Source organism: Bradyrhizobium sp. CCGE-LA001, from assembly GCF_000296215.2.
Taxonomy (GTDB): Bacteria; Pseudomonadota; Alphaproteobacteria; order Rhizobiales; family Xanthobacteraceae; genus Bradyrhizobium.
In genome coordinates this window covers 7674181-7699347 of sequence record NZ_CP013949.1, presented here as the reverse complement: position 1 = coordinate 7699347, position 25167 = coordinate 7674181, and the positions used below count along the sequence as shown (strand labels likewise).

The window sequence follows — 25167 nt, the reverse complement described above, 5'->3', positions numbered from 1 at the left end:
TGGCGGATTACGCTGCGCTAATCCGCCCTACGGACTTTAATGCCCAGCCGCGCGCTTTGCCGCGGCGTTGTTCAGCACGATCAGCGCATCGACCGCCACGCCGGTCTTGGTGTTGATCAGGAACGGGTTGATGTCGATCGAGGCGATCCGGTCGCCGGCATCCGCGATCAGGTTGGACAGCCCGACCAGCGCCTTCACCGCGGAGGCCTCGTGGAGCGCCGGGTTGCCGCGATAGCCGCGTAGCTTGATCCCGGCCTTGGTGCGGCCGATCAGCAGCCGCGCCTCGGCTTCGTCCAGCGGCGCGCCGGCGAGTGCGACGTCCTTCATCAGCTCGATGTCGATGCCGCCGGTGCCGAACAGCACGACCGGCCCCATCTCGGCATCGAGCGAGGCGCCGACCACGAGCTCGAGCTCGGCCTTGACCTGCTGCGCGATCAGGATGCCGTCGAGCTTCGGCTTGCCCTTCAGCCTTGCGACCCGGGCGGTGATGTCGGCGAACGCCTTCTTCACCTCGGCGGCGCTGTTGAGGTTCAGCACCACGCCGCCGATGTCTGATTTGTGCAGGATCTCGGCGCTGACGAGTTTTGCCACGACCGGGAATCCGATCTGCTTGGCGATCGTGGCGGCCTCCGCCGCCGTCTGCGCTATGGCCTCCTTCGAGACCGGAATGCCGTAGGCCTTCAGCAGCCTCTTGGAGGCGACCTCGTCGAGTGCGGCGCCGCCGGCTGATGTCAGCGCCTTCTCCAGCACGGCCCGTGCGGCCGGCTTCGAGCTCGAGGCGATGTCGGGGACTTCCTTGCGCAGCTTCGCGTAGTCGAGCAGCGACTTGATCGCCGTCACGGCGCGCTCCAGGCCCTGCATGACGGCGAGATGCGGCAGCGACTTGCGTAGGTCCTTGGTGAATTCGGTGAAGCCGATCGACATCGCGCTGATATAGATCACGGGCTTCGAAGCCTTGCTCGCCATCTCGTCGACGATGCGCAAATTGCGCTCCCGCAGCTCGTGTGGTGCCTTCGGCAGCTCGGCGTCGATGATGACGACGTCGATGTCGGGATCGTCGATCATCAGCTTGATCGACTTCATGTAGACGGAGGGATCGACCACGGCGGCAAAGCCTGCGTCGAGCGGATTGCCGACGATCGAGCCGGGGCCGAGCATCTTCCCCAGTTCCGCGCTGACATGCGGGCTGAGCGGCGCGAAGTTCAGGCCCGCGGCATAGAAAGCGTCGATCAGCATGCCGCGCTTGCCTCCGGAGAGCGTGACCGCGGCGAGCCGGCCGCCTCTGGGTGCTGCGGCGTGGACGAAGCACTCGGTGGTCTCGATCAACTCGTCGAGCCCGCCGACCCGAATGACGCCTTCGCGCGTTGCGATGGCATCGAACGTTTCGATCGAGCCGGCGAGCGCGCCGGTATGCGCCATCGCTGCCGCGCGGCCGCCTTCGGATGCCCCGAGCTTGAGCGCGATCACGGGCTTGCTGGCGGCGCGCGCCGCCTTGCAGGCATCGCGGAACGCCTTGGTGTTGCGCACGCCTTCGAGATAGACGACGATCACCTTGATGCTCGGGTCCTCGGCGAAATAGCGCATCAGGTCCGGCGTCTCGAGCCCGGCCTCGTTGCCGGTGGTCACCATGTAGCCGACGCCGACACCCCGATCCTCCAGTGCCTGGCGGATCGCCATGACGATCGCGCCGGATTGTCCTGCGATCGCCACCGCGCCCTGCTCCATGGTGACAATACGATCGTCAATATTGGTGAAGAGCTTCTCGCCGGCGCTCAGATTGCCGAGGCAGTTCGGCCCCGTCACCGCAAGTCCCGTCTCGCGCACGGCCGCCTGAAGTTCGGCGGCAAGCTTCTGGCTCTCCTCGTCCTGCAATTCGCTGAAGCCCGAGGTGACGATGGTGGCCGAACGTGCGCCGGCCGCGGCGGCATCGCGGATCACCTGCACGGCCGCGCGCGCCGGCACCAACACCAGGACGTGATCGGGCTTTTCCGGCAGGCTGGCAAAGTCCTTGTAGCACGGGACGTTCCAGATCGTGTCGCGCTTGGCGTTGACAGGATAGAGGCCGCCCTCGTAGCCGTATTTGACCAGATTATTCCAGATGCGCTCGGCATAGTTGCCCGGCTTGTCGGTCGCGCCCACCAGCACGATGTTGTGCGGATGCAGCATGGCATGGATGCCCTTGACGATATCGCCGGCGTCGGGCGGAGGAGACCATGGGCGCGGAGAGACCGACGCAACAGGCACCTGAGCTTCCATGGCACTTCCTCACTTTTGTTCTTGTTGCAGCCTGTTCTTGTTGCGACCTGCCGGACTCGCTGCGCGCGGTCGAGCGCGGGATTCCGGCGAATTGATCGGGATGGACTCCATGCCGCGGGGCGGAATGAGCGGGACTTCGTGACGAGGCTAGCATCGCCAGACTTTTGGCGAAAGTGCGAACGATCCGCCGAAATGCTAGGAGTGCGTGGCGTTCGTCCTCTCGATGGTGATCATGCCGCTCCTGTCAATCGTGGTGCCGACTCTCGATCGTCCCGATACGCTTCGCCACGCCTTGGCGACCATGGCGTGCCAGCCCGCGCATGCCGATTGCGAGTTCATCGTGCAGAACAATGGCGGCAATCCCGAGATCGCGGACATGGTCGCGGGTCTGAAGGATGCGCGCTTCAGGCACTTTGCCAGCGACACCGTCCTGACCATGACCGACAATTGGGAGGCGGCGCTCGGCCACGCCTCGGGCGAATACGTCGGCTTCATCGGCGACGACGACGGACTGATGCCCTATGCGTGCGCCACGGCGTCGGAGATCCTCTCGGGCCGCAACATCGATCTGTTGAGCTGGCGCGCCTACAGCTACTACTGGCCAAGCTACCACCATCCGGCATTTCGCAACCGGCTGGTCGCCGAAATCGACCTTGCTTCGTCCGTGGAGCGCGTTTCGTCACGCGGCGAGCTGGCCCGCATCTTCGGCTTTCAGGCTCACTATGCGCATCTGCCGATGATCTACAATTCGTTCGTCCGGCGCGATGTCATCGATCGGATGCGTGCGATCGGTGGTCGCTATTTCATCGGCCTTTCGCCCGACGTGGCATCGGGCATCGCCAATGCCGCGCTGACCGACAGCTTCGTCCGGCTCTCGCGGCCGCTCGGCATGGCCGGCTTTTCGCGGCACAGCACCGGTCACGCCCTGTTCTTCGAGACCACGGATCTGCTGCAGACCTCGCGCGGCGCCCGCGATTTCGGAGCGATCGACGACGATCCGCAGCTTCCCGATCTCAACGCGCTCCAGCTCTTCATCGCCAAGGACATGCTCGTCCTCAAGCGTCTGCTGCTGGCGGACGACGATCATGTGAGGCTCGACTTCAAGTCGCTGGCGCAGGCCCTCGCGACCGATATCAACGATCGTCCGCTCCTGTATGATCGCACGGTCCGGACCATCGGTGAGCTCGCTCGTATGCATGGTTTCGACGTCGCAGACATCATCATTCCGGCACGCCTCACAGACCGGCCGCCGCCCGGGCGAGGTGTCCGCCCAAGCGGGCCGAACCGCATGCTTTACGAGCTCGACGGTTCGGCGCTTGGGCTCGGCTCGATCGCGGATGCGGCGCGTGTGATCGCGCAGTTCGTGCCGGATCAGGAGCCGTTCGATCCGAGCGCTCTGGAATCTCCCGTATCCGCACCGCGCCTGGGCACGGAGAAGCTCGCGTTCACGCGCGGTGACGCCGGCGTCGCTGCATTGATCGAGGGATGGAGCGAACCGGAGGAATGGGGCACCTGGTCCATTGCCAGGAGCTGTGTGCTTCGCTTCGAGCTCGATCCCGTTCCGTCGCGGCCGGTCGAGATCGTGCTGGCCTGCCGGGCCTTCGTCTCCGACGGGAATCCGCGGCTGCATGCCCTCTGCCGCGTCGGTGACGGGACGCCACAGCAACTGACATTCTCGATGGGAGCGTTCAGCGGCCAGCGCCGTCTGGCGCTCGATCCCGCCGCCGTCGCCGCCGACGGGACGGTGACCATCCGCCTGGCGCTGTCAGATCCGCGCTCGCCCGCGGATCTCGGATTGAGCGCCGACGTGCGGCCACTAGGCATCGGCCTGGAGCGGATCTGGCTCGAAGACGACATCCGCTCCTCCCGAGCTCGCTGATCACGGCCTGCTCAATACCGCAGCAGGCGCAGCTTGTGGGCGTAGTGATAGGCCAGTTGCTTCGCGAGATAGGGAGCGATGGCGCGTCGGATCTGCATATGTGTCGGATCGAAGCCGAGCACGCGACGCCGCAGGACGCCCATCTCCCTGACTCCGACCGCGTAGGTCGACGCCGTCTTCTGGGCGTCGTGGATTCGGAAGCAGGCGAGAAACCGTGGCACGCGCACGAACTTGAATCCGGCTGCCTGAGCCCGCAGGATGAAGTCCCAGTCCATCGCATAGTGGAAGTTTTCGTCGATCGGCCCGATCTTGTCCCACACGCGCTTGCGCCAGAACATCGTCTCCTGCGGAATGTAGTCGGCATATTGCAACGCTTGGCCGTCGTGAGGCGGCAGCACGGCACGCCCCACCTCGAGCCCGTCGCGATCGACGAAGACGCGATGGCCGTAGACGATGTCGACATGGGGATGCGTCATGAAATAGTGGGCGACATAAGCGAGTGTGCCGGGCAACAGCATGTCGTCGCTGTTGAGATAGGCCATGATCTCGCTGTCGACGCCGGCGAAGCCGAGATTGATGGCACTGGACTGTCCCTTGTCGGGTTCGCTCCTCCAACTGATGCTGTCGCCGCGGCCCTTCAGGAGCTCGAGCGTGCCGTCGATCGAGGCGCCGTCCTGCACGTGATAATGCAGGTTCGGATAGTTCTGACTCACGATACTCTCGATTGTGGCACCGAGATATTGCGCGTGATTGTAGCTGGGCGTGACCATTGCGATCCGCGGCGCACTAGCGTCGACCGAGGGCGCCGGCGCGAATGTCGCCAGGTTGAGAAGGCGTGGCGGATATTGTTCGAAGGTCCACATCGGCGGACGCCGCCAGAGGCTGCGCAGGGAGGAGCGTCTTTGTCCGGCGGCAACGCGATCAAGATTGCGTTCCAGTAGCGCGACGCATTTTTCGAGCTGCTCCAATCGCTGTTCGAGGCGCAGCTTGAACTCGTCGTCCATTACCGTTCTACCTGCAATTGGAGCGTAAGATGGTCAATCGACCATGCTTATAGCTCTCCGGCCGTCAACGCCAGTTCAGGAGCTCCAGATTGCGAACGGCTATTCATCGGCTGCGATCAAGATGGCATGCAGGACATAGCGCTCCGGGCCGGACGTGACCGCGTCGAACGGCCAGCACGTCGCAAGCACGAGCTCTGCGTCCCGCGTCGTAGGATCGATGCCCGATGCATCGAAGCGGACCACGGCGGAGGCATCCGCGCGATAACGAAAGCGTCTGCCGTCGCTGCGTGTGACATCGACCACATCGCCGATGGCCACATCCCGCAAGAAACGAAAGTGTGTGTCGCGATGGCCGGCATAGACGGCAACGCCGCGCTCGCCAACCTCAGCCGTTTGGTGGATGTGTCCGGGACCGAAGGCAAGCGCCTGGCCACTGGCGCCCTCCAGCACGATGGCGCTGGAGCCGATCCGCTTCACCTCGATCCGCGCGACGGGCCAGGTGTCGGCCCATGACCATGGCTTGACCGGCCGGCCCGTCGCGATGCTTTTGTCGAACGCGCGCTCCAACAACATCTGCGCGAGCCACGCCTTGGCATGGACGTAAGCGCCATCGCCGAACAGGATCAGGCCGATTAGCGCAAGGACCAGGGGAGGGATGAAGCGGGGCATAAACAAGTCCTTCCCGTCATTGCTTCGTCGCTTCGCTCCTCGCAATGGCGATTGACAAAAAAGGCGCGCGCGGCCGTTGGTTGTGGGACGGGCAGCCGCGCGCGCTGAAGCAGAGGAGTCGGGGGGCTCCTCTCTCAAGCGGCGTCGGTGAGCAAGGGCCGACGCCGGTTGAACACGAACAGGAACAGGGCGAGCATGATCAGGATCAGCCCTGCGATCATCTTCAGCTCGGCCGAGGTTGCGGTCTTGGGCAGGCGGATCGCGTCAGGCGCAGAGGGGATTGGTCGTCGCGCGGTCGGCTGGTTGCGCGCATCCGCATGGCGTTCGCGCAACTGCTCGGGCAACAGCTGTCGTTCGCCAAAGACCTTCTCGAAATCCCAGCCGGCCGGCAGGTTGAGCGGCAATTCGCTGAGCTTGAGCGGCTCGCCTTCGGGGCGGCTCGGCGTCTTGTCGACCGCGACCAGGCTGGTCAGCCGGGTGACGATCTGATGGTCGAGCGCCAGCGCCAGGATTGCCTTGTCGGAATCTTCTGGCGTCATCTCGCGCAAGGTACGCGCCACTTCGGCATCGCCGATCTTGCGCTTGGCCCAAAGTTTCGACAGGCCCTTGCCTTCGGCGGCATTTTCAAGCGGCAGCGTCACCGACCACGGGCGATCGCCGACGCGACCCTTGATCTCGACCGAGCCCGCGAGCTTGTCGAGCTTGGTCGCCAGCACCAGAGGCTCGTCGCGATAGACGTCGGGAATGATCGCCGGGGTGACGTCGGCCTTGGCTTCGGAGAATTTTGCGGTGAGCCCGGTCACCACAGGATTTTCCAGCTTGGCGAACAGACCACGCATGCGCTCCTCCACCTGTTCGACGGAGCCGATATGGGTGAAGGCGCCGCGGCCGAGCTCGGCGGCCCGCGTCATCAGGTAAGTATTGGGCGCAGACCCGATGCCGACCATGAACACGCGCGAGCGGCCGCGCATCGCCGTGATCGTTTCGAACAATTGCTGCTCATTGCCGATCGCGCCGTCGGTCAGGAACACGACTTGGCGGACCAAGCCGGTCTCGCCGAGCTTGTCGGTCAGCGCCGCGCGCATCGCCGGCACCATCTCGGTGCCGCCGCGCGCCTGTAAGGCGCTGACGAAGGAGGTCGCCTCGCCGACATGCGCGGCATCCGCCGGCACGGAGGCGGGAAACAGCATGTCCATGGTGTCGTCGAAACGGACCACGTTGAAGCGATCGGTCGGCTGGAGACGGGAGAGCGCATAAGCGAGGCTGGCCTTGGCCTGGACGATCGACGTGCCGCCCATCGATCCCGAATTGTCGATCACGAACACGACCTCGCGCGGCAGCGGCTTCTGCGTCGCCTGATCCACGCTGGGAGGGGTGACGAGGGCGAGCAGGTAATCGGCACCGCCGACATGCTCGCGGAATAGGCCGACCGACGGCGCCTTCTCCGCTACCGGTTTCCAGGTCAGCTCGAAGTCGCGATCGGCCGCGACGGTACCGTCGGCGAGAGTGACCACGCGCGTCGTGGCGTCAGGGCTCTCGATCTTGACGTTATGGTGATGGCTCTTGATTTCGCCGAGCGCAAAGCCGGCCTTCAGGCGCACCGTGATGCTGGTCGGGTTGACCGGCGCGTGCTTCGCGGGATCAAGCACCGGCGGCGAGATGTGGTCGCGGTCCGGAACAGGGTCCGGGTTGATCGCGCCCCAGCCCGAGCCGTCCTTGCGGAAGTCCACGCTCTGCACGATCGGCGCCGGATTGTAGCGCGGCCCCACCACCAGCGGCAGGCGCAGCGAATATTCATTGCCGGACTGATGCACCGGCTCCTGATACTCGATCTGCACCAGCACGGTTTCGCCGGGCCCGATGTTAGCGAGCGAGTTGGTGAAGATGTTCGGCCGTTCCTGCTCGGTCAGCGCCGCCTTCTGACCGGCGCGGCGCGCCTCCTCGTAGATCACGCGGGCTTGCTGCCGCTCCTTGATGTCGCCGACGATGATGCGATCGCCCACCACCATCTTCAGCGTATCGACGGCACCGCCGGTCGCGAGCGGATAGACATAGGTCGCTTCGACCCAATTCTTGGTCGGATTGCGGAAGACCTGCGTCACCCTGGTGCGCAGCGTCGGACCTGACACGGTGACGTCAATGTCGATGCCCAGGCGGATCGCTTCAATTGTGGCGCCGTCGTGCTTCAGGAGGAGAGTGCCGGAGCGGGCATCGCCGGGCTGGAGCAGGCTCGCCTGCTCCGTCGTCGCCGACCAGCCCGGCTGGAAGCTGACCAGCAGGGCGACGAAGGCGACCAGCACTACCGCGATGCCTTGTGCCAGAAGAAACAGTCCGACCACGATCAGCCGGCCCAGCCAGGGGTGTTCGTTGTTGTCGACCGTGTCGCAATTGTCCATCTGGCCTGCTCCCGAAGGTGTTTGACGACGTGAGCATCGGTCGGAAGGGCCTGATTTCGCGAGCAGAATGATCGGCAATGTTCCGCCTTGGCCGGCCCGGCCGCGCCGCCGCCACGGCGTGGTGTGCGGTTTTGTGCTGGTTTGTCCGCCCTGCTAGAATGGCCGTCCTGGAGCAGGGACTTGATGCAGACGCAGGATAAACTCACCGACAAGCAGCTTTCGGACGAGCAGAGCCGGGAGATTGCCGAGACCATTCGCGAGGAACTGGCCAGACGGCGGATCTCGAGGCAGGCGCTGGCCGAGCAGGCCAAGCTCAGCCTGTCGACGCTGGAGAAGGTGCTTGGCGGCCGCCGGCCGTTCACGCTGGCGACGATGGTCCGGCTGGAGCAGGCACTGGGCGTTTCCTTGCGCAAGAGCGCCGTCGTGGTGACGTCGCCGGCCGCAAACGATGTCGCACCCGACAGCCTCGGCTCCTATGCGCACCGCGCGGTGAGCTGGCTCGAGGACGTCTACATCACCCTGCGGCCGTCGTTCGGCGACAAGGACGCGATCTTCGCCTATCGCACCGAGATCATCTGGGAGCCGAAAGTCTCCTCGCTGGTCTTCCGCGAGGGCGACCGGACCGATGCCGCCTACGAACATACCGGTGAGGTCGCCGTCCCCCACCAGTCCGGCTTCATCTACCTCGTCATCATCAAGCACGGCCAGCATCGTGTGATCACGGTGTCGCGGCCGACAGTTGCCGGTGAAATGTATGGCATCATCTCGACGCTCCGCGCCGGCCCGGGTTCGCAGCTCACGCCGGTCGCCGCGCCGATCGCCTACGTGCCGCTCAAGAACGTCCCGAAGCCGTCCTTGGGACGCGTCGCGCCCGACGACGCCAACTACGGCCTGTATCGAAAGCATCTGCGCCGCACGGTGGAAGAGTCCTTTGCGCTCTTCCTGCCCGCATAGCCTTGCTTCGACTTCGCTCACACAAAAAGATAGCGGCCTTTCGGCCGCCATCTCGTTGGGCATGGTCAGCTGATGCGAGCTAGCCTCCGGTTTCCGCGCTGATGATGTCGCCGAACAGCTCCCACTGACCAGCCTTGAAGCGGATCATCTTGAGCTGCTCGATCGGCGCGAAGTCGTTGGGGCCGGTGTTGATCTTGATGCCGGGGATCAGCGTATCCGGCGCGAAGTCCTTCAAGCTGGCGGCCTGCTTCATCACGTTCTCCCGCGTCAGCACGTCGCCGCACTGCTTCAAGGTCTGGACCAGGGTCTGCGCGGCGGCATAGCCATAGACGACGTTGGTGTCGGAGACGTTGGCGCCGGGCATGTACTTGTCGATGAACGCCATGAACTTCTTCATGCCTTCGTCGTCCTTCCATTGCGGATCGGACGCGTCCTTCAGATAGCTTGCCGACAGCACGCCTTCGGATGCCTCGAGACCCGCGGGCTTCATCACCGCGCCGATCGAGATCGACACGTCGGTCATCACATGCATCGGCTTCCATTCGAGCTCGGCGATCTTCTTGATCGCCTGCGCGGCGAATTTGGGCGTCGAGATGTTGACGAAGACATTGGCGCCGGTGCCCTTCAGCTTGACGATGTGGGAATCGATCGAGGGCTCGCTGGTCTCGTAGCTCTCTTCCGCGACGATCAGTGAAGACGCCTTTTCGCCGAAGATCTCCTTGATGCCGGCGACGTAGTCCTTGCCGAAATCGTCATTGGCATAGAAGATCGCGACCTTGGCATCGGGCTTGGCCTGCAGGATATATTTGGCGAAGATCCGCGCCTCGACGCGGTAGCTCGGCTGGAAACCCATGGTCCAGGGAAAACCCTTTGGGTCGTTCCATTTGCTGGCGCCGGTGGCCAGGAAGAGCTGCGGCACCTTCTTGGCGTTATGATATTTTTGCACGGCGGTCTGGGTCGGCGTGCCCAGCGCGTTGAACACCAGGAACACTTCGTCGCTCTCGATCAGCTTGCGGACTTGTTCCACGGTCTTGGGCGGCGAATAGCCGTCGTCATAGGAGATCCAGTTGATCTTGCGGCCGTTGATGCCGCCCTGGTCGTTGATCATCTTGAAATAGGCTTCCTCGGTCTTGCCGATGATGCCGTAGGCCGAAGCCGGGCCGGAATAGGCCTCGACATTGCCGATCTTGATCTCGGTGTCGCTGGCGCCTGTGTCGTATTTCTTCTGCGCGTAGGCGCCTTGAACCGAGAGCAATGACAGGGCGGCTGCGGCGGCGAGGAGGACGAGTTTCTTGTTCTTCATGGAAATTCCTTGGCGTTTCTTGTGGGTTGGGCAGGCACGTCAAAAAGAAAAGCGCCCCGAAGGGCGCCTCGATCAAGCGTTGGCGGCTTTCTTGTCGATCTCGGAAGCCACCGAGAACTCCTTGCGCAAGGTCGGCTTGTGGATCTTGCCGGTCGCGTTGCGCGGCAGCGCCTCGACGAAGCGGATCTGGCGCGGGCACTTGAAGCGGGCCAGATTGGCGGCGCAATGCGCGTGCACGTCGGCCTCGGTCAGCTTCTGGCCGGGCTTCACCGCGACGATGGCGAGGCCAACCTCGCCCCATTGCGGATCGGGAATGCCGATCACGGCGGCTTCCGCGATGGCGTTGAGCTGATGCAGGACGTTCTCGACCTCGGCCGGATAGACGTTCTCGCCACCCGAGATGTACATGTCCTTCCAGCGATCGACGATGTAGTAGAAACCTTCCTCATCGATGCGGGTGGCATCGCCGGTGTGCAGCCAGCCGTCGGTGAAGGACGTCTTGTTCGCTTCCGGCCTATTCCAGTAGCCCGGCGTGATATTGGGCCCCTTGACCCAGAGCTCGCCGAGCTCACCGACATCGGCATCGCTGCCGTCGGGGCGGACGATACGCACTTCGGTATGCAGCACCGGCTTGCCGGCGGAGCCGGCCTTGCGCGCTGCGTCCTCGCGGTCGAGCACCAGCACGGCCGGCGAGGTCTCGGTCATGCCGTAGCCCTGCTGAAGCGCAACGCCGCGCGCCTCCCAGACCTTGAGCAGTGGCACCGGCATCGGCGCGCCGCCGACACCGCCGACGATCAGCCGGCTGAGATCGGTCGTGGCGAAGGCCGGATGCTGCGCCATGAACTGGTAGATCGCGGGCACGCCGAAGAACACGTTGATGCCCTGCGCAGTGTCATTGATCAGGCCGAGCGCCGTGCCGGGATCGAAGGCGCGCATGATCATCACGGTGCCGCCGGCATGCAGAACGGGATTAGTGTAGCAGTTGAGCCCGCCGGTGTGGAACAGCGGCAGCACGGTGAGCAGCACCGAGGACGGACCGATGCAGGCGGGGCCGCCGAGATTGACGCAATTCCAAAACGTCATGCCATGGGTGATGGTCGCGCCCTTGGGATGTCCCGTCGTGCCCGACGTGTACATGATGGTTGAGACGTCATCGAGCGTGACCTCTTCGGCGCGGTCGAGCGGCCTTGCGGCGGCGATACCGGCTTCATAGGTGCCGCCGGGGCCGAGCAGCAGGCTGGTCGGGATGCCGCAGAGCTTTGCGACGCTGAGCGCGGTCTCGGCGAGATCGGTGTCGTGGATCATCACCTTCGGCGCGCAGTCAGCGGTGATGAACTGCAGCTCGGGAACGGTGAGGCGAGTGTTCAGCGGCACGAAGATCGCGCCCAACCGCCCGCAGGCAAACTGCACCTCCAGCGTATCGGTCGTGTTCAGCGCCAGCACCGCGACACGGTCGCCGCGCGAGACGCTGAGCGTGTGGCGCAGGAAGGAGGCAAGGCGCGAGACGCGTGCATCGAGCTGCGCATAGCTGAAGCGGCGCTCGCTCGCGAGGTCGACCAGCGCGACCTTATCAGGTGTGCGGCGGCCGTGGTGGACGATCCAATCATAATAACGAACGGCCAAAGGTCCTCCCTCGGCGGCCTCGCGCCGCCCGCGTGTCCATTGTCGTGCACCATGCCCGGCATGGCCCTGGGGCCAGCCGGAGTCTGTGCAACACGTATTTTTTGATGCGGAGTTGGCCTGCGAGGAGCGAAAATCGTCTTGCGTTCAGTTGCTAGGACATCAGCGGCTCGCGAACCGGATGGTCCGGATCAGCCACTCCACGCAAGTGAACCAACAATGTTCCGGCCATGGTGGCTGGACGAATCCGTCCGAGGCGCGAGTGCCATGAAGAGCCCGTTCTATACCGCGGAGCACGACGCCTTCCGCGACGTCATGCGTCGCTTCGTCGACAAGGAGATCACCCCGTTCGCCCATGAGTGGGACGAGGCCGGCGAATTCCCGCGCACGCTCTGTCGCAAAACGGCCGAGATCGGCCTGTTGGGGCTTGGATTCCCCGAAGAACATGGCGGCATCGCCGCCGATCAGTTCATGAAGATCGTGGCCAGCCAGGAGCTCGCGCAGGCCGGCGCCGGCGGTGTCAGTGCCAGCCTGATGAGCCACACCATCGGCGCGCCTCCGATCGCGCGCGCGGCGCGTCCCGAGGTGAAAGCGCGCGTGCTCCCGCAGGTGCTGGCCGGCGAGAAGGTATCCGCGCTCGCGATCACCGAGCCGGGCGGCGGCTCCGATGTCGCGAACCTGCGGACCCGGGCGCGCCGCGACGGCGATCACTACGTCGTGAGCGGCGAGAAGACCTTCATCACGTCAGGAATGCGCGCCGACTATCTGACCGTTGCCGTGCGTACCGGCGGCGAGGGCGCCGGCGGCGTCAGCCTGCTCCTGATCGAAGGGGATACGCCGGGCCTGTCGCGGACCAAGCTGAAGAAGATGGGATGGTGGGCCTCCGACACCGCGACCTTGCATTTCGACGAATGCCGCGTGCCCGCCGCAAACCTGATCGGCGAGGAGGGTCAAGGCTTCAAGATCATCATGCAGAACTTCAACAGCGAGCGCATGGGCATGGCGGCGAGCTGCACTGCCTTTGCGCGGGTCTGTGTCGACGAGGCGATCGCCTACGCCAAGGAGCGCAAGACCTTCGGCAAGCCGCTGGCCCAGCACCAGGTTATCCGCCACAAGATCGTCGACATGGCGCAGAAGGTTGCGGCCTCCCAAGCGATGCTGGAGATGCTGGCCTGGCGGCTCGAACAGGGCGAGAGCCCGGTCGCCGAAATCTGCATGATGAAGAACCAGGCGACCCAGACCATGGCCTTCTGCGCCTCCGAGGCGGTGCAGATCTTCGGCGGCGCCGGCTTTATGCGCGGCATCAAGGCCGAGCGCATCTATCGCGAGGTCAAGGTCAATGCCATCGGAGGCGGCACCGAGGAGATCATGAAGGATCTGGCGTCGCGGCAGATGGGATTGTAGCCGCATTCTCCGTCATGCCCGGGCTTGTCCCGGGCATCCACGTTCTTTTGCCGGGTGACGAAGCCGTGGATGGCCGGGACAAGCCCGGCCATGACGAGCACATCAGAGATACGAGAGCTGAGCTGACAAAAAATGCTATTCACCGCCGACCACGACGACATCCGCCGCTCCCTGCAAAAGTTCATCGCGGGCGAGATCAATCCTCATGTCGATGAGTGGGAGAAGGCTGACATCTTCCCGGCCCATGAGCTGTTCAAGAAGATGGGCAGCCTCGGCTTTCTCGGCCTGAACAAGCCGGTGGAGTTCGGCGGCTCAGGCCTCGACTATTCCTATGCACTGATGATGGCCGAAGAGCTCGGCGCCATCACCTGCGGCGGCGTACCGATGGCGATCGGGGTGCAGACCGACATGGCAACCCCGGCACTGGCGCGGTTCGGCTCGGACGAGGTGCGGCGCGAATTCCTGGCGCCGTCGATATCGGGCGACTACGTCGCCTGCATCGGCGTCTCCGAGCCCGGCGCCGGGTCGGACGTGGCCTCGATCAAGACCAATGCGCGCTCCGATGGCGACGACTACGTCATCAACGGCGGCAAGATGTGGATCACCAACGGCACCCAGGCCGACTGGATCTGCCTGCTCGCCAATACCGGCGACGGGCCCGTTCACCGCAACAAGTCGCTGATCTGCGTGCCCATGAAGAGCAAGGGCGTCACGGTGGCGCGAAAGCTCGACAAGATGGGCATGCGCTCGTCGGACACTGCGCAGATCTTCTTCGACAATGTCCGCGTGCCCAAGCGCAACCGGATCGGCGAGGAGGGCAAGGGCTTCACCTATCAGATGATCCAATTCCAGGAGGAGCGGCTCTGGGGCGCGGCGGCCTGCCTGAAAGCGCATGAATACATCATCGATCAGACCATCGAATACACCCGCAACCGCAAGGCCTTCGGGAAGTCGATCCTCGATAATCAGGTCGTGCACTTCAAGCTGGCGGAGATGCAGACCGAGGTCGAGCTGTTGCGTGCGCTGATCTATCGCGCCGCCGAGCAACTGGTCGCCGGCGAGGATGTGACACGGCTTGCGACCATGGCCAAGCTGAAGGCCGGGCGGCTCGGGCGCGAGCTCACCGACGCCTGCTTGCAATATTGGGGGGGAATGGGCTTTACCAACGAGACGCCGGTGAGCCGCGCCTATCGCGACAGCCGCCTGACCTCGATCGGCGGCGGCGCTGACGAGGTCATGCTGATGGTCCTGTGCAAGATGATGGGCACGCTGCCCGGCAGCAAAGGAAGCGCTTGATGATCACGCTCTATCACTGCGACGCTGCTCGCTCGTTCCGTCCACTCTGGATGCTCGAGGAGATGGGGCTGCCGTACGAACTGAAGATGCTGCCGTTCCCGCCGCGGGTCTTCGCCAAGGACTATCTCGGCATCAATCCGCTCGGCACCATCCCCTTCCTGATCGACGGCGAGACGCGGATGACGGAGTCTTCAGGCATTTGCCATTATCTCGGCATCCAACATGGTCCGACGCCGCTGATGGTCGGCCCCGAAGATCCAGCCTATGGCGCGTTCCTGAACTGGATGTATTTCAGCGATGCCACGTTAACCTTCCCGCAGACGCTGGTGCTCCGATACACCCAGCTCGAGCCGGAGGAGCGGCGCAATCCGCAGGTCGCCGGCGACTATGCCAAATGGTTCCTGGGACGCCTGCGCGCCGTCGAGGCAGCGACCGCGAATGCCGAAACTTTGTGCGCAGACCGGTTCACCGCCGCTGACATTGTCATCGGTTACGCGCTTCGCCTCGCCGATAACATCGGCCTCGCCAAGGATTTCGGGCCAAATGTCGCAGCCTATTGGGCGCGCCTGCAACAGCGGGAAGGCTTCAAGCGCGCGGTTGCTGCGGAGCAAGCGGCCGGAAAGCAGCAGAATGTTGCGCCGAGGGTGAGAGGATAATCTCCGCCGTCGTCCTGGCTCTGCGGTCCGCTTCGCTTTGCTTGTCCAAACGACGGGATGGACGGTTCCGAGCTCTACTCATCCTGCTGGAATGCCAGCGGTTTGCGTCTCATGACAGCGCTATCGCGTCGTGACAGCGCCCAAATTTCCGCTAAGGTGACCTCCGTCCGCAGCGGCCAGAGAGCCGCGCGAGGAGGAACCCAATGGAATATATCGGTCGCGAATCCGACCATCTGATGCTGATCACACCGGAGCGCGTGTTCTATGCCGGCCTGCTTGGCCGGCCCCGCAAGCGGACCCCCGGTTGCTGCCATGTCTATGTCGCGGTGAAGGGCAGCCTGCATCTGACGATCGACGACGTTCACACATCAGACGAATTGATCGTGACCCTGCCTAACCAGCGCCATTCGATTGCGAGCGACTACCGGACTGCGATCAGCGTGACGCTGGAGCCGGAAAGCATGCCGGATGGCGTGATCGAAGCTCTGGCCGAACGGCTGCGGGGCCCGGACAAGGCCGCCTATGCCCGCAAGATTCTCGCCGCCTATGCGCTGCTGCGCCAGCGCCGCTATGGCGACCTCACCACCGCCGAGTTCGACGAGATGTGTTTTGGCGAGCCGTTGCCGCGCCGCGTGCTCGACCCGCGCGTGATGCGCGCGGTCGCCCGCATCGAGCGCTTCTCCGGCGAGCCGGTGACGGCCGACACTTGCGCGGCCGAAGCGGGCCTGTCCGCCTCGCGCTTCCTGCATCTGTTCAAGGAAGAGACCGGCATCTCGTTCCGCTCCTTCCGCGCCTGGAAGCGCGCGCGGCATCTGTTGCACTTCGCCAACCAGGACCTCAACCTCGCCCATCTCGCGCAGGATATCGGCTATCCCGATTCCACGCATTTCAGCCACTCGATCCGCCGCTTCTACGGATTGAAGCCGCGAGCGATCTTCGTCGGCTCGCGCGACCTTGCGATCTATCGCAGCAACGAGACGGTGAGGCTGGCGGAGGCGAGCTAGCGCCGTTCTTGTAGGGTGGGCAAAGCGAAGCGTGCCCACCATCTTTGCCAGACACGGAGAATGGTGGGCACGGCGCAAGAGCGCCTTTGCCCACCCTACGATTTCCTATCCTGTACTCAGCTTCTCCGCGCAAGAAGCCGCATCCCCGCGCGTCACATGATCGCAACCGTTGAATTCTCAACGTGCGAGACATTTTTGGCATGAGCGACAAGGCCGTCATCACCTGCGCGCTGAACGGCGTGCTCACCGACCCGAAGCAGCACAACGTGCCCGTGACGCCCGAGCAGATGGCACGCGAGGCCAAGGCTGCATTCGATGCCGGCGCGTCCGTCATGCACATCCATCTGCGCCAACAGGCGCCGAACAAGGGGCACCTGCCGTCCTGGGAGGTCGCAGTCAGCAGGGAGATCCAGCAGGCGATCCGCGAGGCCTGTCCCGGGGTCATCATCAACCACACCTCGGGCGTCTCAGGTCCGAACTACTCGGGCGCGCTCGACTGCATCCGCGAGACCAAGCCTGAGATCGCAGCCTGCAATGCCGGCTCGCTGAATTACCTCAAGGTCAAGGCCGACAACACCTGGGCTTGGCCGCCGATGATGTTCGACAACGCGGTCGAGAAGGTGAAGGACTATCTCGACGTCATGAACGCGGTCGGCACCATTCCCGAATTCGAATGCTTCGACGTCGGCATCGTCCGCTGCGTCGGCATGTACCGCCAGGTCGGCATGTACAACGGCCCGCTCGAATACAACTTCGTGATGGGCGTCGCCTCCGGCATGCCGGCCGATCCCGAGCTGCTGCCGATCCTGATCAAGCTGAAGCGTCCCGAAGCGCATTTTCAGGTCACCGCGATCGGCCGCGAGGAGATCTGGCCGCTGCATCAGCGTTGCGCCGAGCTCGGCGGCCATTTGCGCACGGGGTTGGAGGATACTTTCTATCTCGCCGACGGCAAGAAGGTGACGTCGAACGGGCAGCTCATCGAGGCCGTCGCTGCTTGCGCAAGACGCGCGGGCCGCGAGATCGCAAGCCCTGCCGAGGCGCGGAAGATCTTCGGGACGAATCGGTAAAGTATCGCCTCACCCGTCATTGCGAGCGAAGCGAAGCAATCCAGAATCTCTCCGCGGAAGCAGTCTGGATTGCTTCGTCGCTTCGCTCCTCGCAATGACGAGCAGGATCAGATCATGTCCACCATCGAAAACACCATCTCCCCCGGCAGTGCCGCCTACCAAGCCAACCGCGACGGCATGCTCGGTCTGATCGACCGCATGCGCGCGCTGGAGGAGCGCACGCGTGCGGCCTCGGCGGCCGCGAAAGACCGCTTCCACAAGCGCGGCCAGCTGCTGCCGCGCGAGCGCGTCGCGCTGGTGCTCGATCCCGGCGCGCCCTTCATCGAGCTGTCGACGCTCGCCGGCTACATGTTCGACGTACCGGATGCGGCCAAGAGCGTGCCGGGCGGCGGTGTCATCGCCGGCATCGGCTTCGTCTCGGGCATCCGCTGCATGGTCAGCGCCAACGACGCCGGCATCGATGCCGGTGCGCTCCAGCCGTATGGTCTCGACAAGACGCTGCGGGTGCAGGAGCTCGCGCTGGAGAACAAGCTGCCTTACGTCCAACTCGTCGAAAGCGCCGGCGCCAATCTGTTGCGCTACCGCGTCGAGGATTTCGTTCGCGGCGGCAACATCTTTCGCAATCTCGCGCGGCTCTCGGCGGCAGGCCTGCCGGTCGTCACCGTCACGCACGGCTCGTCCACCGCCGGCGGCGCCTATCAGACGGGCCTCTCGGATTACATCGTGATGGTCCGCGGCCGTACCCGCGCCTTCCTCGCCGGCCCGCCACTGCTGAAGGCCGCGACCGGCGAGGTCGCGACGGAGGAAGAGCTCGGCGGCGCCGAGATGCACACCCAGGTCTCTGGCCTCGGCGATTATCTCGCCGAGGACGATCGCGACGCGCTGCGCATCGCGCGCGAGATCATGGGTGCGATGGAATGGGACCGGTCGGGCCGGGCGCCTTCCGAATTCAAGCCGCCGCGCTACGACCAGGACGAACTGCTCGGTATCATGCCGATGGACCACAAGCGGCCCGTCGACATGAAGCAGGTGATCGCTCGCATCGTCGATGATTCCGATTTCACCGAGATGGCGCCGAACTACGGACCCGCCACCGTCTGCGGCCACGCCCGCATCGAGGGTCAGGCCATCGGCATCATCACCAATAACGGCCCGCTCGATCCCGCCGGCGCCAACAAGGCAACGCATTTCATCCAGGCCTGCTGCCAGACCCGCACGCCGCTGCTCTACTTGAACAACACCACCGGTTACATGGTCGGCAAGGCCTATGAGGAAGCCGGCATGATCAAGCACGGCTCGAAGATGATCCAGGCGGTGACGTCGGCGACAGTGCCGCAGATCACGATCTATTGCGGCGCTTCCTTCGGCGCCGGCAATTACGGCATGTGCGGCCGAGGCTTCCATCCGCGCTTCTGCTTCTCCTGGCCCAATGCCAGGACCGCGGTGATGGGCGGCGAGCAGGCCGCGGAAACCATGGCGATCGTGACCGAAGCCGCCGCCGCGCGCCGCGGCAAGCCGATCGAAAAGGATAAGCTGGAGGCCATGAAGGCTGAGATCATCGGCGTGTTCGACGGCCAGATGGACGTGTTCTCCACCAGCGCGCGCGTGCTCGACGATGGCGTCATCGATCCGCGCGACACCCGCGCGGTATTGTCCGAAGTGCTCGCGATCTGCCGCGAGGGCGACGCGCGCACGCCGCAGCGCATGCAATTCTCGGTGGCGCGCCCATGAGGAACGGATCAGTGCAGCACCGGCCGTTCTTCAAGGTCCTGGTCGCCAATCGCGGCGAGATCGCGCTGCGTGTCATGCGCAGCGCGCGGCAGCTCGGCCTCGGCGTCGTCGCAGTCTATTCGGATGCGGATCGCGATGCGCTCCACGTCAAGCACGCCGATCAGGCCGTGCGCATCGGCGAAGCCTTGCCGGCGCAATCCTATCTCAACATCCCCGCGATCATCGCCGCCGCGAAGGCCAGCGGCGCCGACGCGGTCCATCCAGGCTATGGCTTCCTCGCCGAGAACGAGGACTTTGCGCGAGCCTGCAAGGAGGCCAGCCTCATCTTCATCGGCCCGTCGCCGCAAGCGATCGAAGCGATGGGCAACAAGGCCGGCGCCAAGGAGATCATGAAGAAGGCCGGCGTGCCCATCGTGCCAGGCTATCAGGGCGCCGACCAGGGCGACGAGGTCATGCTCGCGGAGGCCAGGAAGATCGGCTTCCCCGTGATGATCAAGGCCGTCGCCGGCGGCGGCGGTCGCGGCATGCGGCTCGTCACAGACGCGGCATCCTTCCCCGATGCGCTGCGCAGCGCGCGATCGGAAGCAAAGGCCGCGTTCGGAGATCCCACTGTCATCCTCGAACGCGCCATTCAGAACCCACGTCACATCGAGATCCAGGTGTTCGGCGACAGCTACGGCAATGCCATCCATCTCGGCGAGCGCGACTGCTCGGTGCAGCGGCGGCACCAGAAGCTGATCGAGGAGGCGCCGTCGCCTGCCGTCACGCCGGACCTGCGTGCGAAGATGGGCGAGGTAGCGGTCGCCGCCGTCAAGGCGCTGCGCTATGAGGGTGCCGGTACGCTCGAATTCCTGCTCGATGAGCGCGGCGAATTCTACTTCATGGAGATGAACACGCGGCTCCAGGTCGAGCATCCCGTGACCGAGGCGATCACCGGGCTCGACCTCGTCGAGCTGCAACTGCGCGTCGCGCGCGGCGAGCCTTTGCCGGTCAAGCAACAGGACATCAAATTCTCCGGCCATGCCATCGAGGTGCGGCTCTGCTCCGAAGATGCCGTAAGCGATTTCATGCCGCAGTCCGGCCGCATGGCGCGCTGGCAGGTGCCCGATGGCATCCGCGTCGAGCACGCGCTGCAATCGGGCACGGAGATCCCGCCGTTCTACGATTCCATGATCGCCAAGGTCATCAGCCACGGCGCCACGCGCGAGGAGGCGCGAGGACGGCTGATCGTCGGCCTGGAGCAGCTTACGGCATTCGGCGTGACCACCAATCAGGCGTTCCTGATGTCGTGCTTGCGTCATCCCGGGTTCGCCAAGGGCGAGGCGACGACGGCCTTCATCGGCGCGCATCGGGACGAGCTGTTGTCGCCGCGGACGGATGGCCTATTCGATGCAGCGCTCGCGGGCCTGCTGCTCTACGTCACCAATCCTCACGCGCCGTCATGGCGCAGCGGCCGGAGCTTGTCGGCGACATTTCCTCTGCCTGCAAAGATCGAGATCGCCGGCCATGCGCATGAGCTCGAAATCACGCGCGAGCGCGACGGCAGCTACATGGTTGCCGCCGATGGTCGCCAGGAGAGGTTTGAGATCGATCAGCTCGATGCCGACGCCATCCGCTTTCGCCATGATGGCGTCATGGACGCCGCCAAATTCCTGCGCGACGGCGACCGGCTCCATCTCCAGCACCGCGGTATCCCGCTTGCGGTGACCGATCTCACTCTTGCCGCACCGAAGGCTGCGGCAAGTAATGGTGGTGACGGCAAGGTGCGTGCCGCCATGAACGGCCGCGTCGTCGCCGTGCTGGTGAAACCCGGCGACCGCGTTGCCGCCGGCCAGCCGGTGCTGACGCTGGAGGCGATGAAGATGGAGCACGTCCACAAAGCCGGCGTCGACGGCGTCGTGGCCGCGATCGATGTTGCCGAGGGCGAACAGGTCACGACCGGCAGGATCGTCGCAGAGATCGGGGCGGGGTAGCGTTTCGCTACGTCATTGCGAGCGCAGCGAAACAATCCGGAATCTCTCCGCGGGAGCGGTCTGGATTTGCTTCGCTGCGCTCGCAATGACGTTTTGTAGGTTGTGTTGCATCAACACCTCGCGCCTCACGAGTGTTCTGCGGGCGAGCTCCCGCTTACGATCAAAAATTTATGATTTCAATAGGTTGTTGGTCGGTCTGCGAGACCGCAATTTCGATTGAACTTCGTTCATTTCTGGGCTACTAATATTGAACGATGTTCAATACATGGAAGACACCGCATGTTCCGCGCAAATGACCTCGCCCAAGCGACCGCTGCCGTGCTTCCCTTGGCATCCCGCCGCTTCTCATTCGCCGCCCCGCAAGTCCGCGAGAAATATCTGACGGTCGCGCTATTCGTGCTCGCACTCGCGGCGCTGTTCGCGCCCGCGCTGCCGGCTGCCGGCTGGCACATTCCGCATTTCGTCGACACGCGCGCCTTGCTCGGCGTGCCCAACGCCGGCGACGTGCTGAGCAATCTCGCCTTTCTTGCAATGGGTGTCTGGGGCTCGGAGCGGCTGCGCGCCCGGAAGGACGCGCCCGTGGGTGCGAGCTGGTTCTTCGTCGGACTGATCCTCACTTGCCTGGGCTCCGGCTTCTATCATCTGGATCCCGACATGGCGGAGCGGCTCGTGGCTGATCGCCTCGGCATGGCGGTGGCGTTCGCGGGCTTTCTGGGCATCGCGGCCAGCGAGCGCATCAGCGTGCGCGCAGGCGAAGCGGTGCTGGTTCTGATGATGGTTGCGGGCCTGCTCGCGGCTTGGGTGGCACGCGAGAATCTCACGCCTTGGGTGGTCGTGCAGTTCGGCGGCATGGCGCTCGCAGTCGGACTGGCTTTGACACGGCCTCGGCCCGGCGCGATCGGCGTGCCACTCGGCGGCGTGCTCTTCTTCTACGTGCTGGCCAAGCTCTTCGAGCTCGGTGACGCGACGATCTTCGAAGCCACCGGGCACATCGTCTCGGGCCACACGCTCAAGCATCTGGCCGCGGCGCTGGCGGCTTGGCCGATAATCCGGGCGCTCCGGTCTACTGGCTCCGCCCCGTCCCTTCATTGAGCAGACATGCCACCTGGTGCCCATCGCCGGCGTCCACCAGCGCCGGCCGCTCGGTCTTGCAGCGCTCCATCGCAAACCGGCAGCGGGTGTGAAAGGCGCAGCCCGAGGGCGGATTGACCGGGCTCGGCACGTCGCCATCGACCAGCGGCGCAAGTCTTTTCGCGAGCGGATTCGCGACCGGCACGGAAGCGAGCAGGGCTTGCGTATAGGGATGGCGTGGATTGCGGAATAGCTCGTCCTTGTCGGCGATCTCGACGATGCGGCCGAGATACATCACGGCGACGCGGTGGCTGATATGAGCGACCACGGCGAGGTCGTGCGCGATGAAGAGATAGGAGAAGCCGTGCCGGCGCTGCAGATCGATCAGGAGGTTGATCACCTGCGCCTGGATCGAAACGTCGAGCGCGGAGACCGGCTCGTCGCAGACGATCAGGCGTGGTTCCAGGGCGAGCGCCCGTGCGATGCAGATGCGCTGGCGCTGGCCGCCGGAGAATTGATGCGGGAAGTTGCGCATCTGGTCCGGCCGCAGGCCCACCTGCTCGAACAGTCTTGCGACGCGCGCCTCCAGCGCCTTTCCGGTCGCAAGGCCATGCACGGCGAGCGGCTCGCCGACGATGTCGCCCGCGGTCATGCGCGGATTGAGCGAGGCGAACGGGTCCTGGAACACGATCTGCATCGAACGGCGGTGCGGACGAAGATCGGACTTCGAGAGATGGGTGATGTCCTCGCCTTCGAGGCGGATCTGCCCCGAGGTCGGCTCCACCAGCCGCAGCACGCTGCGCGCCACCGTCGACTTGCCGCAGCCGGATTCGCCGACGAGGCCGAGCGTCTCGCCGATACCAAGCGAAAACGACACGCCGTCGACCGCATGCACGGTGCCGACGCGCCGGCGCAGCACACCTGCGCGCACCGGATAGTGCTTCTTGAGATCTGTGACCTCGAGCAGCGCTTCGGTCATGCCACCTCCGCAACTTCCGCCGCGCGCCAGCACGCTGCGAGATGGCCGCCGCCCCAATCCGTCAGCGGCGGATATTCGGCCTCACAGCGCTTGATTGCCAGCTTGCAGCGCGGCGCAAAGGCGCAACCTTGCGGCAGCCGGACCAGCGAGGGCACGGTGCCGGGAATCTCGTTCAGCCGCGCCTGCGCGGCGGCGCCGGATGCCGGCACCGCCGGGATCGACGCCATCAGCCCGCGCGTATAGGGATGCTTGGGCGACGCAAACAGCGTCTCGACGCTGGCTTCCTCGACCTTCCGCCCCGCATACATCACGATCACGCGCTGCGCGGTCTGCGCGACCACGCCGAGATCATGCGTGATCAGCACGAGGCCGGTGCCGAGCTCTTTCTGAAGATCGAGGATCAGCGCCAGGATCTGCGCCTGGATGGTGACGTCGAGCGCGGTGGTCGGCTCGTCCGCGATCAGCAGCGCCGGCCGGCATGCCAGCGCCATCGCGATCATCGCGCGCTGGCGCATGCCGCCGGAGAGCTGATGCGGATATTCCCTTGCGCGCCGCGCCGGTTCGGGGATGCGCACCAGCCGCAGCATCTCGACCGCGATATTCCCGGCCTCCTTGGCCGACAGGTTCCGGTGCAGTCGCACCGCCTCGACGATCTGGTCCCCGATCCGCATGACCGGATTGAGCGATGTCATCGGCTCCTGGAAGATCATGGAGATGCGGTTGCCGCGGATCTTGCGCATCTCCGCTTCATCCAGCGCCAGCACATTCGTGCCTTCGAGCGAGACTGTGCCGCCGACGATGCGCCCCGGTGGATCGGGCACCAGCCGCATTAGCGACAGGGCAGTGACGCTCTTGCCGCAGCCGGATTCGCCGACGATTGCCAGCGTCTCGCCGCGCCTCACACTGAAGGAGAGATCGTCGACGGCCTTGAACAAGCCTGAATTGGTGAAGAACACCGTCTTCAGGTTCTTCACCTCGAGCACGAGATCGGATTTGTCAGCCATCAGCCGCGCTGCCGTGGATCGAGGACGTCGCGCAGAGCGTCGCCGAACAGGTTGGCGCCGAACACGGCGAGGCTGATGGCGATGCCCGGGAAGATCACCAGCCAGGGCGCAGTGCGGACGTATTCGGCGGCGGATTCGGAGAGCATGCGGCCCCATGACGGATACGGCTCGGGAATGCCGAGGCCGAGGAAGGAGAGGGACGCCTCGGTGAGGATGGTCGAGCCGAGCTGAGCGGTGGCGAGCACGATCAGCGGCGCCAGCGTGTTCGGCAGCACGTGGCGCAGCGCGATCCGCATCTCGCTCATGCCGATCGATTTCGCGGCTTCCACGAACGGCTGCTCGCGCAGCGCCAGCGTGTTGGCGCGGATCACGCGCGCGACCGTCGGAATCAGCGGAATCGCGATGGCGATGATGACGTTCGGCAGCGACGGGCCGAGCGCGGCCGTCATCACCAGCGCCAGCACCAGCAGCGGCAGCGCCTGGAGCACGTCCGAGACGCGCTGGAACACGAGATCGACCCAGCCGGAGAGATAGCCCGACGTCAGCCCGACGATCACCCCGATGATGCCGCCGAGCGCGGTCGAGCCGAGTCCGACCGCGAGCGATATCCGTGCCCCATGGATGATGCGGCTGAAGACGTCCCGACCGAAGGAGTCCGTGCCCATCCAGTGCGCCAGGCTCGGGCGGGCCAGCGCACGGGCGGAATCGACCGTCAGCGGATCGTAGCGTGCGATGAAGTCGGCGAAGATCGCGGTGAGGACGAATGCCATCATGATGACGAGCCCGGCCGCGCCCAGCACATGCCGCTGCGCCATGAACAGCACGCGCCGCCAGCCGCCGGTCGCGTGCGCCCCGGCGCGCCTCAATTCAACGTCGAAGTCGATCGCGGCCAAGCTGATCT

At 64.7% G+C, this 25167-nt stretch carries 19 protein-coding genes; 10 read left to right on the top strand and 9 right to left on the bottom strand.

What is annotated here, in order from left to right:
- Nucleotides 1-36: 36 nt before the first annotated feature.
- The gene (locus tag BCCGELA001_RS34975; RefSeq protein WP_060737371.1) at nucleotides 37-2256 is read right to left on the bottom strand and encodes an acetate--CoA ligase family protein; all 2220 of its coding nucleotides are present in this window, start codon (nucleotides 2254-2256) and stop codon (nucleotides 37-39) included.
- 232 nt (nucleotides 2257-2488) lie between these two features.
- On the opposite strand from BCCGELA001_RS34975, the gene BCCGELA001_RS34970 reads away from it, so the two are divergent.
- Nucleotides 2489-4135, top strand: a complete 1647-nt coding sequence (locus BCCGELA001_RS34970; protein WP_236840806.1) for a glycosyltransferase family 2 protein — start codon at nucleotides 2489-2491, stop codon at nucleotides 4133-4135.
- 11 nt (nucleotides 4136-4146) lie between these two features.
- Here the strand turns inward: BCCGELA001_RS34970 and BCCGELA001_RS34965 are convergent, their stop codons facing one another.
- From BCCGELA001_RS34965 to BCCGELA001_RS34955, 3 genes are all read right to left on the bottom strand, one after another.
- Nucleotides 4147-5139: a glycosyltransferase family 2 protein gene (locus BCCGELA001_RS34965; protein ID WP_060737370.1), complete on the bottom strand. Its 993-nt coding sequence runs from the start codon at nucleotides 5137-5139 to the stop codon at nucleotides 4147-4149.
- Between the two features lie 99 nt (nucleotides 5140-5238).
- Nucleotides 5239-5808 (bottom strand): class GN sortase, encoded by a 570-nt coding sequence (locus tag BCCGELA001_RS34960; protein ID WP_008540643.1) that lies wholly within the window; start codon nucleotides 5806-5808, stop codon nucleotides 5239-5241.
- Between the two features lie 134 nt (nucleotides 5809-5942).
- Nucleotides 5943-8204: a marine proteobacterial sortase target protein gene (locus tag BCCGELA001_RS34955; RefSeq protein WP_060737369.1), complete on the bottom strand. Its 2262-nt coding sequence runs from the start codon at nucleotides 8202-8204 to the stop codon at nucleotides 5943-5945.
- Nucleotides 8205-8387: 183 nt separating this feature from the next.
- Here BCCGELA001_RS34955 and BCCGELA001_RS34950 point away from each other — a divergent pair, with 183 nt between their 5' ends.
- The gene (locus tag BCCGELA001_RS34950) at nucleotides 8388-9158 is read left to right on the top strand and encodes a helix-turn-helix domain-containing protein (RefSeq protein ID WP_008540649.1); all 771 of its coding nucleotides are present in this window, start codon (nucleotides 8388-8390) and stop codon (nucleotides 9156-9158) included.
- 79 nt (nucleotides 9159-9237) lie between these two features.
- Here BCCGELA001_RS34950 and BCCGELA001_RS34945 read toward each other — a convergent pair whose 3' ends face one another.
- Together BCCGELA001_RS34945 and BCCGELA001_RS34940 are read right to left on the bottom strand one after the other, a co-directional pair.
- Nucleotides 9238-10461: an ABC transporter substrate-binding protein gene (locus tag BCCGELA001_RS34945; RefSeq protein WP_008540650.1), complete on the bottom strand. Its 1224-nt coding sequence runs from the start codon at nucleotides 10459-10461 to the stop codon at nucleotides 9238-9240.
- Between the two features lie 72 nt (nucleotides 10462-10533).
- Entirely contained in the window at nucleotides 10534-12084 is a 1551-nt protein-coding gene (locus BCCGELA001_RS34940) for an acyl-CoA synthetase (RefSeq protein ID WP_060737368.1), read from the bottom strand.
- 264 nt (nucleotides 12085-12348) lie between these two features.
- Between BCCGELA001_RS34940 and BCCGELA001_RS34935 the strand changes: the two genes are divergently transcribed.
- The 8 genes from BCCGELA001_RS34935 to BCCGELA001_RS34900 all read left to right on the top strand — a co-directional run bounded on the left by BCCGELA001_RS34935 (nucleotide 12349) and on the right by BCCGELA001_RS34900 (nucleotide 22304).
- Nucleotides 12349-13485 carry an acyl-CoA dehydrogenase family protein gene (locus BCCGELA001_RS34935; RefSeq protein ID WP_060737367.1) on the top strand — a complete coding sequence of 379 codons (1137 nt, stop codon included), beginning with the start codon at nucleotides 12349-12351 and terminating at the stop codon, nucleotides 13483-13485.
- Between the two features lie 132 nt (nucleotides 13486-13617).
- Nucleotides 13618-14781 (top strand): acyl-CoA dehydrogenase family protein, encoded by a 1164-nt coding sequence (locus BCCGELA001_RS34930; RefSeq protein WP_008540663.1) that lies wholly within the window; start codon nucleotides 13618-13620, stop codon nucleotides 14779-14781.
- Nucleotides 14781-15437: a glutathione S-transferase family protein gene (locus BCCGELA001_RS34925; RefSeq protein ID WP_008540665.1), complete on the top strand. Its 657-nt coding sequence runs from the start codon at nucleotides 14781-14783 to the stop codon at nucleotides 15435-15437. Before BCCGELA001_RS34930 ends, BCCGELA001_RS34925 begins: the two co-directional genes overlap by 1 nt.
- 203 nt (nucleotides 15438-15640) lie before the next feature.
- Nucleotides 15641-16441 carry a helix-turn-helix domain-containing protein gene (locus BCCGELA001_RS34920; RefSeq protein WP_008540667.1) on the top strand — a complete coding sequence of 267 codons (801 nt, stop codon included), beginning with the start codon at nucleotides 15641-15643 and terminating at the stop codon, nucleotides 16439-16441.
- A gap of 200 nt (nucleotides 16442-16641) precedes the next feature.
- A complete protein-coding gene (locus BCCGELA001_RS34915) occupies nucleotides 16642-17508 on the top strand; it encodes a 3-keto-5-aminohexanoate cleavage protein (protein WP_008540669.1) in 867 nt (288 codons plus the stop codon).
- Nucleotides 17509-17622: 114 nt separating this feature from the next.
- Complete coding sequence (locus BCCGELA001_RS34910) at nucleotides 17623-19239, top strand: acyl-CoA carboxylase subunit beta (RefSeq protein WP_008540670.1); 1617 nt, start codon at nucleotides 17623-17625, stop codon at nucleotides 19237-19239.
- Nucleotides 19236-21212 (top strand): acetyl/propionyl/methylcrotonyl-CoA carboxylase subunit alpha, encoded by a 1977-nt coding sequence (locus BCCGELA001_RS34905; RefSeq protein ID WP_060737366.1) that lies wholly within the window; start codon nucleotides 19236-19238, stop codon nucleotides 21210-21212. The genes BCCGELA001_RS34910 and BCCGELA001_RS34905 overlap by 4 nt, the downstream gene beginning before the upstream one ends.
- A gap of 279 nt (nucleotides 21213-21491) precedes the next feature.
- The gene (locus tag BCCGELA001_RS34900) at nucleotides 21492-22304 is read left to right on the top strand and encodes a hypothetical protein (protein ID WP_060737365.1); all 813 of its coding nucleotides are present in this window, start codon (nucleotides 21492-21494) and stop codon (nucleotides 22302-22304) included.
- On the opposite strand, the gene BCCGELA001_RS34895 is transcribed toward BCCGELA001_RS34900, so the two are convergent.
- The 3 genes from BCCGELA001_RS34895 to BCCGELA001_RS34885 are packed head-to-tail and all read right to left on the bottom strand — an operon-like array spanning nucleotide 22276 to nucleotide 25159.
- Nucleotides 22276-23262, bottom strand: a complete 987-nt coding sequence (locus tag BCCGELA001_RS34895) for an ABC transporter ATP-binding protein (protein WP_060737364.1) — start codon at nucleotides 23260-23262, stop codon at nucleotides 22276-22278. The genes BCCGELA001_RS34900 and BCCGELA001_RS34895 overlap by 29 nt on opposite strands.
- Entirely contained in the window at nucleotides 23259-24266 is a 1008-nt protein-coding gene (locus BCCGELA001_RS34890; RefSeq protein WP_008540692.1) for an ABC transporter ATP-binding protein, read from the bottom strand. Before BCCGELA001_RS34890 ends, BCCGELA001_RS34895 begins: the two co-directional genes overlap by 4 nt.
- On the bottom strand, nucleotides 24266-25159 hold the full coding sequence (locus BCCGELA001_RS34885; protein ID WP_008540695.1) for an ABC transporter permease: 894 nt from the start codon (nucleotides 25157-25159) through the stop codon (nucleotides 24266-24268). Before BCCGELA001_RS34885 ends, BCCGELA001_RS34890 begins: the two co-directional genes overlap by 1 nt.
- Nucleotides 25160-25167: the final 8 nt, after the last annotated feature.